The 12,054-nt window shown below is 72.3% G+C and carries 13 protein-coding genes; 2 read left to right on the forward strand and 11 right to left on the reverse strand.

Annotation, left to right across the window (positions count from 1 at the left end; all coding sequences use genetic code 11):
• Positions 1-15 precede the first annotated feature (15 nt).
• Together EU555_RS00805 and EU555_RS00810 are read right to left on the reverse strand one after the other, a co-directional pair.
• Positions 16-2,217 carry a xanthine dehydrogenase family protein molybdopterin-binding subunit gene (locus EU555_RS00805; protein WP_135412551.1) on the reverse strand — a complete coding sequence of 734 codons (2,202 nt, stop codon included), beginning with the start codon at positions 2,215-2,217 and terminating at the stop codon, positions 16-18.
• Between the two features lie 13 nt (positions 2,218-2,230).
• Positions 2,231-2,686, reverse strand: a complete 456-nt coding sequence (locus EU555_RS00810) for a (2Fe-2S)-binding protein (RefSeq protein WP_135412552.1) — start codon at positions 2,684-2,686, stop codon at positions 2,231-2,233.
• A 271-nt stretch (positions 2,687-2,957) separates the two neighbouring features.
• On the opposite strand from EU555_RS00810, the gene EU555_RS00815 reads away from it, so the two are divergent.
• Positions 2,958-4,493 (forward strand): sensor histidine kinase, encoded by a 1,536-nt coding sequence (locus EU555_RS00815; RefSeq protein ID WP_135412553.1) that lies wholly within the window; start codon positions 2,958-2,960, stop codon positions 4,491-4,493.
• Positions 4,494-4,498: 5 nt separating this feature from the next.
• On the opposite strand, the gene EU555_RS00820 is transcribed toward EU555_RS00815, so the two are convergent.
• From EU555_RS00820 to EU555_RS00840, 5 genes are all read right to left on the reverse strand, one after another.
• Positions 4,499-5,596 carry a calcium:cation antiporter gene (locus EU555_RS00820; RefSeq protein ID WP_135412554.1) on the reverse strand — a complete coding sequence of 366 codons (1,098 nt, stop codon included), beginning with the start codon at positions 5,594-5,596 and terminating at the stop codon, positions 4,499-4,501.
• A gap of 87 nt (positions 5,597-5,683) precedes the next feature.
• Positions 5,684-6,565 carry a branched-chain amino acid aminotransferase gene (locus EU555_RS00825; protein WP_135412555.1) on the reverse strand — a complete coding sequence of 294 codons (882 nt, stop codon included), beginning with the start codon at positions 6,563-6,565 and terminating at the stop codon, positions 5,684-5,686.
• Positions 6,566-6,805: 240 nt separating this feature from the next.
• Positions 6,806-7,150, reverse strand: a complete 345-nt coding sequence (locus EU555_RS00830; protein ID WP_135412556.1) for a hypothetical protein — start codon at positions 7,148-7,150, stop codon at positions 6,806-6,808.
• A gap of 282 nt (positions 7,151-7,432) precedes the next feature.
• Positions 7,433-7,981, reverse strand: a complete 549-nt coding sequence (locus EU555_RS00835) for a Spy/CpxP family protein refolding chaperone (protein ID WP_135412557.1) — start codon at positions 7,979-7,981, stop codon at positions 7,433-7,435.
• A gap of 83 nt (positions 7,982-8,064) precedes the next feature.
• Entirely contained in the window at positions 8,065-8,250 is a 186-nt protein-coding gene (locus EU555_RS00840) for a hypothetical protein (RefSeq protein ID WP_135412558.1), read from the reverse strand.
• A 281-nt stretch (positions 8,251-8,531) separates the two neighbouring features.
• Here EU555_RS00840 and EU555_RS00845 point away from each other — a divergent pair, with 281 nt between their 5' ends.
• A complete protein-coding gene (locus tag EU555_RS00845) occupies positions 8,532-9,128 on the forward strand; it encodes a DUF4142 domain-containing protein (RefSeq protein ID WP_135412559.1) in 597 nt (198 codons plus the stop codon).
• A gap of 122 nt (positions 9,129-9,250) precedes the next feature.
• Here the strand turns inward: EU555_RS00845 and EU555_RS00850 are convergent, their stop codons facing one another.
• From EU555_RS00850 to EU555_RS00865, 4 genes are all read right to left on the reverse strand, one after another.
• Positions 9,251-9,928, reverse strand: a complete 678-nt coding sequence (locus tag EU555_RS00850; protein ID WP_135412560.1) for a DUF4142 domain-containing protein — start codon at positions 9,926-9,928, stop codon at positions 9,251-9,253.
• Between the two features lie 270 nt (positions 9,929-10,198).
• Positions 10,199-10,597, reverse strand: coding sequence for a hypothetical protein (locus EU555_RS00855; RefSeq protein ID WP_135412561.1), 399 nt, complete (start codon positions 10,595-10,597; stop codon positions 10,199-10,201).
• Between the two features lie 110 nt (positions 10,598-10,707).
• Entirely contained in the window at positions 10,708-11,046 is a 339-nt protein-coding gene (locus tag EU555_RS00860; protein ID WP_135412562.1) for a hypothetical protein, read from the reverse strand.
• Between the two features lie 120 nt (positions 11,047-11,166).
• Positions 11,167-11,715, reverse strand: a complete 549-nt coding sequence (locus EU555_RS00865; protein WP_135412904.1) for an HNH endonuclease — start codon at positions 11,713-11,715, stop codon at positions 11,167-11,169.
• Positions 11,716-12,054 lie beyond the last annotated feature (339 nt).

Genomic DNA, 12,054 nt, shown 5'->3' on the forward strand with positions numbered 1-12,054 from the left:
GCGTGTGGTGCGCGATCACACGCCGCGCAAAGCCGTGAGGTCGAGGGGCAGCGAGCGCAGGCGCTGGCCGGTGGCGGCGAAGACCGCGTTCGCGATCGCCGGGGCCAGCACCGGCACGCCGGGCTCGCCGATGCCGGTGGGGGCGGCGGCGGAGGGCACGATATGGACCTCGACCTTCGGCATCTCGCTCATCCGGGTCGGCTCGTAGGCGTCGAAGTTCTTCTCCTGCACCTCGCCGTCCTTGAAGGTGATCCTGTTGCGCAGGACCGCCGAGAGCGCGAAGCCGACCGAGCCCTCGACCTGAGCCCGGATGATGTCCGGGTTCACCGCCACGCCGACATCGACCGCCGCGACGATCCGGTTCACCTTCACCTTGCCGGCCTCCGCCGTCACGTCGGCCACCATCGCCACGTAGGAGCCGAACGATTCGTGCGCGGCGACGCCGTAGCCGCGCCCTGGCTTCTGCGCGCGGGCGTTCCAGCCCGCCTTCTCGGCGGCGAGCGTCAGCGCCGCGGAGAGGCGCGGAGCCTGCTTCAGGAGGCCGAGGCGGTAGGCCACCGGGTCCTGGCCGGCGGCATGCGCCAGCTCGTCGATGAACACCTCCATCGCCTGGGCGGTGTGCGAGTGCCCGACCGAGCGCCACCACAGGACCGGCACGCCCTCGCGGGCGTTGTGGACCTCGAACCGGTAGGCCGGCAGGGCGTAGGGCGTGTCGGACGCGCCCTCGACGGTGGTGGCGTCGACCCCGTCCTTCACCATCATCGCCTCGAGGGCGGTGCCGATGATGATCGACTTGCCGACGATGCGGTGCTCCCACCCCGTGATCGCCCCCTTGGCGTCGAGGCCGGCGCGGATGCGGTGATAGGCGGCCGGGCGGTAATAGCCGCCGGTGATGTCGTCCTCGCGGGTCCAGACGAGGTGGATCGGGGCCTTCTCGCCGGTGGCCTTCAGGATCGCGGCGGCCTCCGCGATGTAGTCGGCCGAAGCCGTGGCGCGCCGGCCGAACGAGCCGCCGGCCCACAGGGTCGTGATGCGGATCTTGTCGGCGGTGGTGCCGAGGATGCCGGCGGCCACCGCCTGCTCGATGGTCTGGAACTGCGAGCCGGCGTAGATGTCGTAGGACCCGTCTCCGGCGCGCTCGATCGTGGCGTTGAGCGGCTCCATCGGCGCATGCGCCAGGTAGGGGAAGTTGAACTCCGCCTCCAGCACCTTGGCGGCGCCCTTGATGGCGCCCGCCGCATCGCCCTGCTTCGAGGCGACGAGGCCGGGCTTGTCGGCCATCGCCTTGTAGGTGGCCTGTTGCGACTCGGTCGACTGACGCTCGGCGCCGGCATCGTCCCAGGTGAGCGTCAAGGCCTCGCGGCCCTTCATCGCCGACCAGGTGTCACGCGCCACCACCGCGACGCCGCTCGGGATGCGCACCACCTGCACGACCCCCGGCACCGCCTTCGCGGCCGAGTCGTCGACGCTTTTGAGCGTCGCGCCGAAGCGGGGCGCGCGGGCGACGAGCGCCGTGAGCTGGCCCGGCCGGCGCACGTCGAGGGCGTATTGCGCGCTGCCGTCGGTCTTGGCCTTCGAATCGAGCCGCGGCAGCCTGGTGCCGATCAGCCGGAAGGCGGAGGGGTCCTTGAGCGTCGGGTTCTCGGGCACGGCCTGCGTCGCCGCCTTGGCGGCGAAGGCGCCGAACCGGCTCTCCTTGCCGCTCGGATGGCGCAGCACGCCCTTCTCGATCGTGATCTCGCCGACCGGCACCTTCCATTCCTGGGCCGCCGCCGCGACCAGCATCGCGCGGGCGGCCGCACCCGCCTTGCGCAGCTGGATCCAGGAATTGGCCACCGCGGTCGAGCCGCCGGTGCCCTGGATCGGCCCGAAGGCGAGGTTGTTGTAGAGGCTGGCATCGGCCGGCGCGAAGTCCGCGCGCATCTGCCCCCAGTCGGCGTCGAGTTCTTCCGCCACGATGGTGGCGAGCCCGGTCGTGTTGCCCTGGCCCATGTCGAGGTGCTTGATCACCACCGTGACGGTGTCGTCGGCGGCGATGCGCACGAAGGCGTTGGGTCTGGCCGGCACCTTCGAGAAGTCGGGCCCGCCCGCGGCCCGGGCGCCCTTCTCGAGGTGGAGCCCGATCACCAGGGCGCCGCCGGCGGCGGCGGTGCCGCGCAGGAAGGCGCGGCGGGAGGTCACGGCGCGGTCGCGCATCTTGAGGCTGCGGTTCAGCATGGCGGCGTCCCGGTCAGGCGAGGGAGCGGGCGGCGTCGTGGATCGCCGCGCGGATGCGCTGGTAGGTGCCGCAGCGGCAGACGTTGCCGTCCATGGCGGCGTCGATGTCGGCGTCGCTCGGCTTCCTGTTCTCGGAGAGGAGCCCGATCGCCGACATCATCTGGCCCGACTGGCAGTAGCCGCACTGCACCACGTCGAGCTGACGCCAGGCGGTGCGCACCGCCTCGGCCACCGGGCCGGAGATCCCCTCGATGGTGGTGATCTTCGCGTCGCCGACATCGCCGAGGCGGGTCTGGCACGAGCGCACCGGCTGCCCGTCGAGATGGACCGTGCAGGCGCCGCACTGGGCGATGCCGCAGCCGTACTTCGTGCCGGTGAGGTTCAGGTGGTCGCGGATCGCCCAGAGGAGCGGCATCTCGGGATCGGCGTCGACCTCGTAGGTCCGGCCGTTGAGGGTGAGCTTCGTCATCGTGCGCTTCCCAGGAGAGGCGGAAACGAGAGGCGGGGACGAGAGGCTGGAGCGGTTCCAGCCCGACAGGTCTCGTCCGCTCCTGCACCGCCGGCAAGCGGGGCCGATGTGCGCCAGCGCACCCGCCCTCGCGTGCCGCAGCGGCAGGCCGGACGGCCCGATGCGTCGCATTCGCGGGATCGCGGCAGGGGGACCTTAACGAATTTCGGCGAGCCTTTCCCGGACCGGCCGACGGTCCGCGGCGGCGAGGGAGCGGCACGACCCGATCGCGATGTCCGAAGTCACGGCACAGATGGTGCAGCGCGGGCGCGGCCCGACGGCGGAGGAGGTGGCCCGGCGGCGCAAGGTCGCGCGGGACGTCCGCTCCGCCCGCGAACGGCTGACCTCGTCGATCGGGCTCGAGCGCGCCTTCGACTACGAGCTGCTGCGCGTCTACGCCCAGTACCGGCTCGGCGCCTTCCTGCCGCTCGTGCTCCTCGCCTGCTGCATCGCCGCGGCGTCGGTGTTCTGGGCTCCCGTGATACTCAGCGGGGCCTGGTGCGCCGCGGTGCTCGTCGCGGTCGCCGGCAACACTGCGCTCTCGCGCGCCTTCCTGCGCCAGGATCCGGACGCGATCTCGCTCAGGGTCTCGCGCCGGCGGGTGATCGCCGGCGAGATCGTCCAGAGCATCGCCTGGGCTCTCCTGGTGCTGATGCTGGTCCAGGTCGAGGCGGCGAACGCCCGCACCTTCGTGATGTTCGTCCTCGTCATCGTGGCCGCCGTGACCACGATGCTGGCCGCCACCGTGCCGCTCGGCGCCTATGCGGGCCTGCTGCCGCTCAGCGCCGCCACCGCCGCCCTCCTGGTCCTGTCGCGCGAGGCCGAGACGGTGCTCCTCGTCGGCATGGCGGTGTGCGCGCAGCTGTTCTTCCTGTTCCTGTCGAACCACCTGCACGCCTCGACGGTCGCGGCGCTGCAGTCGCGCGCCGAGAAGGACGCGATCTTCGGCGAGCTGGAGCAGGCGAAGGCCAATTCCGACGAGGCGCGCCGGCGTGCGGAGGAGGCCAACCTCGCCAAGTCCCGCTTCCTCGCGACCATGAGCCACGAGCTGCGCACGCCGCTCAACGCCATCCTGGGCTTCTCGGAGGTGATGAAGAACGAGGTGTTCGGCCCCCATTCCTCCGCCTCCTACCGGGAATACTCCACCGACATCCACGACAGCGGCCTGCACCTCCTCAACCTGATCAACGAGATCCTCGACCTCTCGCGCATCGAGGCGGGACGCTACGAGCTCAACGAGGAGGCCCTGCAGCTCGCCTACGTGGTCGAGGAGGGCCGGCACATGATGGCGCTGCGGGCGCGGGCCAAGAACCAGACCTTCCGCGAGCTGATCGACCCGTCCCTGCCGCGGCTCTGGGCCGACGAGCGGGCGCTGCGCCAGATCGTCCTCAACATCCTGTCGAACGCCATCAAGTTCACGCCGCCGGGGGGCGAGATCACCATCAAGGTCGGCTGGACCTCGTCCGGTGGCCAGTATGTCAGCGTGAAGGATACCGGCCCGGGCATCCCGGAGGACGAGATCCCGACCGTGATGTCGTCCTTCGGCCGCGGGTCCCTGGCGATCAAGACCGCCGAGCAGGGCTCGGGCCTCGGCCTGCCGATCGTCAAGGGCCTGGTCGACCTGCATGGCGGCGGCTTCCAGCTGAAGTCGCGGCCGCGCGAGGGCACCGAGGTGATCGTGACCTTCCCGGCGACGCGGGTGATGGACGCCCTGCCGCCGGTGGCCGAGGAGGGCGTCGCCCCGGCCCGGCCGGTGCGGGCGGCCTGACGGGCTCAGGGGCTGAAGATCAGCGTCAGGTAGGTCAGGAACACCACGAGGTGGACCGCACCTTCGAGCACCGTCGTGCCCTGGCGCGAGAAGGTGATGACGCTGAGGAGCAGCGTCATGGCGAGCACCGCCATCTCGGCCGGCGCCAGGCCCAGCACCACCCGCTGGCCCGACAGGAGCCCGATGCCGAGCACCGCCGGCACGGTGAGGCCGACGGTCGAGGTCACGGCGCCGAGGCAGAGGTTGATCGCGCGCTGGAGCTGGTCGCGCCGGATCGCCTTGAGGGCGCTGATGCCCTCCGGCGTGAACACGATGGCGGCGATGATGACGCCGCCGAGCGCCGGGGGGGCGCCGAGGGCCGCGATGCCGTGGTCGAGGATCGCCGCCAGGCTCTTCGAGAGCAGCACGATCGGCACCAGGCTGACGATGAGGAGCCCGGCATGGCGCAGGATCGCCCCCCGGCCCGCATCCGGGTGGGGAGCCGCCTGCGTGACGGGATCGCCGGGCTTGGCCGCATCGGTGAAGAAGTCGCTGTGCCGGCCGGTCTGGAGCAGCAGGAAGATGCCGTAGAGCACCACCGTCAGCACCGAGAAGGCCACCGCCTGGAGGGTCGTCAGCGAGCCGTCCGGGGTCGAGCGGGTGAAGTTCGGGATGATGAGCGCGATGGTGGTGAGCGGGATGATCGCCGCCAGATACGCGCCGGCGCCGTCGAGGTTGTAGTTCTGGCGGTGGTGGCGCAGGCCGCCGAGGATCAGCCCGAGCCCGACGAGGCCGTTCATCACGATCATGATGACGGCGAACATCGTGTCGCGCCCGAGCGTCGGCGCCGCCTTGGCCCCCAGCATCACGGCGGCGACGAGCGCCACCTCGATGATCACGATGGCGAGCGTCAGGACCAGGGTGCCGTAGGGCTCGCCGAGGCGGTGGGCGAGTTCCTCGGCCTCGTGCACCACCCCGAAGGCCGACCACAGGATGACCGCGAAGAGCCAGGCGAAGAGCCCGGCCGCCACCAGCGGCGCCGCGAGCCCGCCGAGCCACCCGCCGCCGAACACCGCGAAGGCCGCGACCGTCGCCCACGCCACCGCCAACCGCACGATTATCATGAGCCTGCTGCCCCCTGCACCGCCTCGCTGCCTCAAGGGTAGGGCAGGGGAGGGGGGCGGGCAGGGGGCGACGTGCGGAAAGGCGGCTCAGCCCCGATGGGCGAAGGCCCAGTAGAGCTCGCGCGCCTTCCGGAACATCGGCCCGGGCCCGAAGGTGCGCCCGTCGAGGGCCGTCACCGGCACGACCTTGGCGAAGTTGCCGACGGAGAAGACCTCGTCGGCGCCCATCAGGTCGTCGACCGTGAGCGTCGCCTCCACCACCGTGACCCCGGCCTCGCGCAGGAGCGCGATCACCCGGCCGCGGGTGATGCCGGCCAGGAACGTGCCGTTCGGCACCGGCGTGTAGACGACGCCGTCGCGGGCCATCAGCACGTTGGCGGTGGCGAACTCCGCGACGTTGCCGAGCGCGTCCCGCATCAGGGCGTTGCCGAACCCGCGGGAGGCGGCCTCCGCGATCGCCCGCGCGCTGTTGGGGTAGAGGCAGCCGGCCTTGGCGTCGAGGGGCGCGGCGTCCGGGGTCGGGCGCCGGAACGGCGACAGGGTGGCGGTGAAGCCGGTCGGCGGCGGCATCGGCGCCTCGTAGAGGCACAGGCACCAGTTGGTCGAGGCCGGGTCGAACCGCACCGCGCCGCCGAGGCCCCCTTCCGCCCAGTACATCGGCCGGATGTAGAGCGCCGCGTCCGGCGCGAACCGCCTCAGGCCGTCGCGGACCAGCTCGGCCCAGGTGCCTTCCGCCACCACCGGCTCGAGGCCGAAGGCGGCGGCCGAGCGGTTGATCCGGGCGAGGTGGAGGTCGAGGTCCGGTGTCACCCCCTCGAAGGCCCGGGCACCGTCGAACACCGTCGAGGCGAGCCAGGCGGCGTGGGTGCGCGGCCCCATCATCCGCACGTTGCCCGGGTGCCAGGCGCCCTCGAAGTAGGTCCAGGTGTCCTCGGCCCGAGTCTCTTCCGCACCCCTCGCCTCGGCCATCGCGCGCTCCTCCCCGTCGGTCCGCCCGCATGATGGCGCGGGCCGGCGCCGTGAGTCCATGCGCGGAGGCCGTCGCTGGCGTCGAGGGAGGGTTGAGCCCGCCGCGTGCCAAGCGGACTTGCCCAAGCGGACTTGCCCAAGCGGACTCGCATCGGCACGCCAACGCTTCGTCCGCTCAGGGCTCTCGTTCCGCCGCAGGCTTTTCATCGCAGAACCGGCGGCCGCTTCCGCGAAACCTGCTCAGGCGACGTCGAAGTCGCCGGAGCGCTGGGCCAGGATCTCGAGGGTGCGGACCACCGCCATGCCGACGAGATCGGCGTCGAACAGGCCGTCGGGCGTCGCGGGCTCGACCCCGACCGGCTCCGACCGGCCGCCCAGGCTGTCGATCACGACCTTGTAGACGTCGCCCTGGGGGCTCGACCGCTCGCGCACCAGCGAGACGGCGTGGTGCCCGATCTCGCCGTAGGATTTGACGTATTGCGCCGGGCTGGCGCGCCTCTTGGCCTCACGGTGCTTGGCGTCACGATCCTTGCCGGCGCGAATCGTGGCCGCACGACGGAAATCCGGACGGATCACGTTGTCCATCTGCCTCTCCCGCTGGATGCCGCTCAATCTGCCATCGCTGCTCTTGCGGTCGGGCCGCTCGCATCGCCGGGCGTGATGAGCCCGGATCGGCTGCGAGCGCCCCCTCCGCGGCGCGTTTCCTCCGCGGTGGCCCGGGGGCCGGGCGTCACCGCGAAGGTTGGTATCGCATGGCCGGATTGCGTGCGGATTGCGCGGAATGTTGCGCCGGCTGCATGCGGCAGCGCCGCCCGCGGCGGGAGCCGGGGCGGCGAAAGACCGGGAGGGCGGAGAAGGCGCGGGTGCTCAGTCGTCGTGGTGGTGCCGGTGCATCCCCGGATGCGGGCCGCGCGGCCCGCCCATCGGCCGGCTCAGCAGCGCGGCGCGCTGCTTCTGCGCCTGGTCCAGGGTGGCGTAGAGCGGCTGCGAGGCGTCGGCGAGCTTGCGCAGGGCGTCCCCGCGCGCCGTCAGGGCGTCGCCCCGGGCGCGGATCGCCTCCGGGGCGGTCTCGGCCAGGGGATCGCGGTCGCGCCCGCGCCGGGCCTCGTGCTGGTCGCGGGTGAGCTTGGCGAGGCTGCGGATCGCGTCCTCCACCGGCGGCCACAGCTTCTCCTGGTCGGGGGTGAGCTTCAGGCCGGCATGCAGGGCGGCGATATGGGCATCGGTGAAGGCCTGGATGTCCTCGGCGCTCAGGCGGCGCCGGCCGTCCATGCGCTCGCCGTCGCCCGCATGGGCCACCTGCATCGGCCGCGGCCCGTCCGGTGCCTGGGCCGGCGCCGCATTCGCGGCCAGGACTGTGCCGAGCAGCCCCGCGCTCAAGATCCCCAGGGCGCCGATGGTGAGCGTGCGTCGCATGACACGGTCCTCGCGCGGCCGCGTGCCGGGCCGCCGAGGCAGGAGAATGCGGGCCGCCGGATGGCCCGGACCTCGCCGGAGGATTACGGATTCGTCACGCGGCGCCGGGCCGCGAACGGGCTGGCGCCACGACCGGCGACATGACCGGCGACATGACCGAAGACCTGCCCGGCGGAGCTGCCTGCGACGTGGCAGACCACGATCGCCGAGCAGGAGACCGGCGCGGCGCCCGGTGCCGCCCGGAGCGTTCCGAAGAAGATCGTGGTCATCTCCCGCCTCCGTGACGGCCGCCGGCGCCCGGGCAGTCCCGCTGCCGCGAGCAGACGACACGGTCGCGCCGGCCGCCGTAAGCTCTCCGATAGCGGTAGGAGGCCGGCGCGATCGGTGCGGGGCGGCACCACGCGGACTTTTCCGCGATCGTCCCCGGCCGCGATCGTCCTTGGTCGGGACCGTCGCGATTCCCGAAAGGCGACGCTGAAACCCCGTCTTTCGCGGCGGCGTTAGTGCCTGCGCTCCGGCGCCCCCACCGCGTCTCCGTCGAGGTTTTCCCATGCATCGTCGTCTCGCACTGACCGCCATCGCCTCGGCCGTGGCGATCCCGTCCCTCGTCACGGCGGCCTTCGCGCAGCAGGCCGGCCCGACCGCGGCGGCCACGGGCAACAGCGGCGCCCGGATGGGCGAGGCCGAGGCCAAGTACGCCGCCGACACCCTCGCGGCCGGGTCGGCCTCCCTGGCGGCGAGCCGCGTCGCCCTGACCAAGGCGTCCGACGACGACGTGAAGCAGTTCGCCCGTTTCGAGGTCGCCGAGCAGGAGACCATCGCCGACGTGCTCAAGGCGATGCGGGATCCGGCCCAGCCCGCCAGCGGCCAGGTGAAGCCGCCGGCCGATCCCGAGGTCACCGGCCAGCTCGACCCGAAGGGCAGGGCGATGCTCGACAAGCTCGACCAGGCCAGGTCCGGCAAGGCCTTCGACCTCGACTACATCCGCGGCCAGATCGAGGGCCACCAGGCGCTGCTGAAGATCCAGGAGGCCTACCTGGCCACCGGCAAGGACCGCGAGAGTCTCGGCGTCGCCAAGCTCGCCCGCGGCCAGATCCGCGAGCACCTGGCGCTGCTCGCCGACATCGAGAAGGATCTGAAGGACTGACGAAGGACAGCGCCCTCGAACGGTGTTCGAGGGCGCGACGGCGTTCCGATGACGATTCTGCGTGAAGCACCCCAGATGAAGCGCCCCGGCCTCTCGTGGCCGGGGCCCGCTCCGGCCTGGCCTCAGCCCTCGGCGGCGCCGCCCATCATTCGCTGCATCTGGCTCAGCTGCGAGATGTGCAGCTGGATCAGCGGGATGGCGCCCCGGGCGACGCGGCGCAGGGCCGGGTCCTCGCCGCTCTGGGCGTAGGAGCCGTGGATCGTCAGCGCCTCCCGATGGCCCTGGAGCGAGGCGCTGACGAAGGTGGCGTCGTATTGCGGCCCGCCCTGCAGGCCGGAGATCTGAGCCAGGATCTGCGCCTTCTGCTCGTCCGAGGTCATCCCGCCGGGGCCGCCGGCACCCGGCGCGCCGAGCACGCCGCCGACGGTCCCGACCGCCGCGCCCGCCACGCCGCCCGCGACCGCGAGGGGGGCGGTCACCAGGCCGCCGACGAGGCCGCCGGGTCCGCCCGGACCGCCCGCCACCGGCACGCTGCCGCCCGTGACCGCGTCGATCTTGTTGGCGAGGTTGACCTGCTCGTTCACCTCCGCCCGCGCGAACCGCTTGACCCGCGGGTTCCCGGTCTTGGCGAAGGCGTCGCGCGCGGTGTTCTCGAGGAAGAGGCCGCCCCTGGTGGCCATGGCCAGGTAGACGGGGGTCGGCATGGCGCCGGCCGGCGTGGGCTGGGCGACCGCGGTGCGGGTGACCGCGAGGGCCGCGGTGGCCGAGAGCATGCTGACGAGGACGTCGCGACGATGCATGGATGTGGCTCCGATGGAGGGCACGCATCCCGGCACTCGCGGGCCTGGATGCTTGGGGGGAGTAATTTTCTCGCCCCATCGACGTTCCTTGGCCCTCCGGTCCGCAACCGCGGCACTAACGCGCAGGTTCGGGGTCCCATGCCCTTGCGCCGTCGCGTCGACGCATCGCTGCGAAGGCGTTCGGCGCATCAGCGCCTGGCGCCTGTCGGCGTGAATCCGTTCGGGCGCAGCCAGCGCCTGCGAACGAGTCCGTTCGAAGGCCCGGCGGTCTCAGCCCCGCCGCGGCCACGGCTCCGGCCGGACCCGCTGCGTCCAGCGCCGCCACGGCCGGCTCAGGAGCCCGAAGGCGAGCACCACCCCGGCAGCGTACCAGCCGTGCAGGCTGGCGTAGCCCCCGTCCGGCGTCCAGGCGAAGCCGCCGAGGAAGACGTAGGACACGGCGGCCGCCAGAGTGCGGAAGGCGAGGAGCCAGGGGTGCTGCAGGATCGGGTCGTCGTTGACGAAGGCGAGCCCGAGCCCGGTGAGGCCGAAGAGCAGGCCCCCGAGCGGCAGGCCGAGGAACAGCGAGAGGACGGCGCGCAGGAACAGTCCGGGCCAGTCCCGGCGGGTGCGCGCAGGCGCGGTGCGGGTGCGCTCAGGCGCGGTGGCGGTCGCGGTCGAGTGCGTCATGCGGGTCACGGCGCTGGCCGGCCGCGCGACGGCGCGGCCTTATGGGTCAAGCCTCCAGCGTGTAGCGCAATCCGCCCCGCCGTCTCCAGGGCCGTCGGGTTTCCTTGAGGTCAGGGCCGGCGGTCGCGGCCCGGGCGCGGCCGCCGGCGCGTGTCCCGGTAGAGGTCGCCGACCGTGCAGGCGAGGCCGGCCGCGGGGATCGCGAGATCGGCCTCGAGGTCGGTCAGCACCCGGCACGTCCAGCCGCCGGCATCCCGGGTATACACCGACACGTGCACCCGCTCCTGCTCGGCGACCACCATGGTCTCGCAGGGCCCGTGTTCCCGGTAGAGCCGGACCTTCACGTCGATCCAGCGCTCGCCGCTGACCGGCGTCCGGTCCTCGTCCGTGATCGAGACGATCTCGGCGAGCAGGCAGGCGGCGTCGGTGAACCGCTTGCCCTCGAGCAAGGCGTCGTATCCGGGCTTCGCGCCCGAGCGCGGCGCTCGGCACGCTCCTTCGTCCGACGCGCGAGGAGAGGGCAAGCCGGGGCCGTCGCCGCGCGGCGGCGCCCCGGCGCGTGGCGCGCCTCAGGTCTCGAGCTCGCTGTCCCAGTACAGGTAGTCGATCCAGGTGTGGTGGTACTGGCGGTGGTCGAATTCCGGCTGGCGGCGGTGCAACTCGTAGCGGCTCGGCCGGCGCGGCTCGTTGAGGAGGGGCATCTCGGCCTCCTCGGGCGTGCGGTTGGCCTTGCGCAGGTTGCACGGGCTGCAGGCCGCCACGACGTTCTCCCAGCTCGACAGCCCGCCGCGCGAGCGCGGCACCACGTGGTCGAAGGTCAGGCCGCCGGAGGGCAGCCGCAGGCCGCAATACTGGCACGAGAACGTGTCGCGCAGGTAGATGTTGTAGCGGGTGAAGGCCGGGCTGCGCGCCATGGCGACGTAGCTCTTGAGCGCCACCACGCTCGGCACCTTCAGCGAGCGGCTCGGCGAGCGCGCCTCGACGTCGTAGCTCGCCACCAGCGTGACGCGATCGAGAAACAGGGCCGTGAACGCATCCTTCCACGACCACAGCGACAGCGGATTGTAGGAGAGGGGCCGATAATCCGCGTTGAGCACGAGGGTTTGAAGATCCAGCATCATCCTGCCCTGGCGACGGGCCGACCGCCACGAGGGGAGCCGGCGCCATGCCGGTCCTCGCGTCGCTCGCCAGGAGAGGGGATGGGGGCCATCGCCTATCCTCCGAGCCGGTCGGGGAGAGTGGGGGGACACGGCGGATGCCCGCCACGGCCGCTCGGGGAGCGGACGCCGTGGGGCGCGGCCGGGATGCGATCCGGGCGCCGTCTGGGCTGCTGATGAGGGACGATCACCGACATCCTCCCGCAGCAGTACGAAAAGGCCGTGTCCATTGGGGCTTAGTCTAATAGCAGCATGACAGGGTTGTGAAGGTTTCGGGCCGGGGCGTCTCGTCACGCCCCA

It is taken from the genome of Methylobacterium nonmethylotrophicum (assembly GCF_004745635.1).
Lineage (GTDB): Bacteria > Pseudomonadota > Alphaproteobacteria > Rhizobiales > Beijerinckiaceae > Methylobacterium > Methylobacterium nonmethylotrophicum.

Coding starts and splice junctions, on each gene's coding strand:
- EU555_RS00805 (WP_135412551.1), bottom strand. CDS start 2,217: ATGCTGAACCGCAGCCTCAAGATGCGCGACCGCGCCGTGACCTCCCGC.
- EU555_RS00810 (WP_135412552.1), bottom strand. CDS start 2,686: ATGACGAAGCTCACCCTCAACGGCCGGACCTACGAGGTCGACGCCGAT.
- EU555_RS00815 (WP_135412553.1), top strand. CDS start 2,958: ATGTCCGAAGTCACGGCACAGATGGTGCAGCGCGGGCGCGGCCCGACG.
- EU555_RS00820 (WP_135412554.1), bottom strand. CDS start 5,596: ATGATAATCGTGCGGTTGGCGGTGGCGTGGGCGACGGTCGCGGCCTTC.
- EU555_RS00825 (WP_135412555.1), bottom strand. CDS start 6,565: ATGGCCGAGGCGAGGGGTGCGGAAGAGACTCGGGCCGAGGACACCTGG.
- EU555_RS00830 (WP_135412556.1), bottom strand. CDS start 7,150: ATGGACAACGTGATCCGTCCGGATTTCCGTCGTGCGGCCACGATTCGC.
- EU555_RS00835 (WP_135412557.1), bottom strand. CDS start 7,981: ATGCGACGCACGCTCACCATCGGCGCCCTGGGGATCTTGAGCGCGGGG.
- EU555_RS00840 (WP_135412558.1), bottom strand. CDS start 8,250: ATGACCACGATCTTCTTCGGAACGCTCCGGGCGGCACCGGGCGCCGCG.
- EU555_RS00845 (WP_135412559.1), top strand. CDS start 8,532: ATGCATCGTCGTCTCGCACTGACCGCCATCGCCTCGGCCGTGGCGATC.
- EU555_RS00850 (WP_135412560.1), bottom strand. CDS start 9,928: ATGCATCGTCGCGACGTCCTCGTCAGCATGCTCTCGGCCACCGCGGCC.
- EU555_RS00855 (WP_135412561.1), bottom strand. CDS start 10,597: ATGACGCACTCGACCGCGACCGCCACCGCGCCTGAGCGCACCCGCACC.
- EU555_RS00865 (WP_135412904.1), bottom strand. CDS start 11,715: ATGCTGGATCTTCAAACCCTCGTGCTCAACGCGGATTATCGGCCCCTC.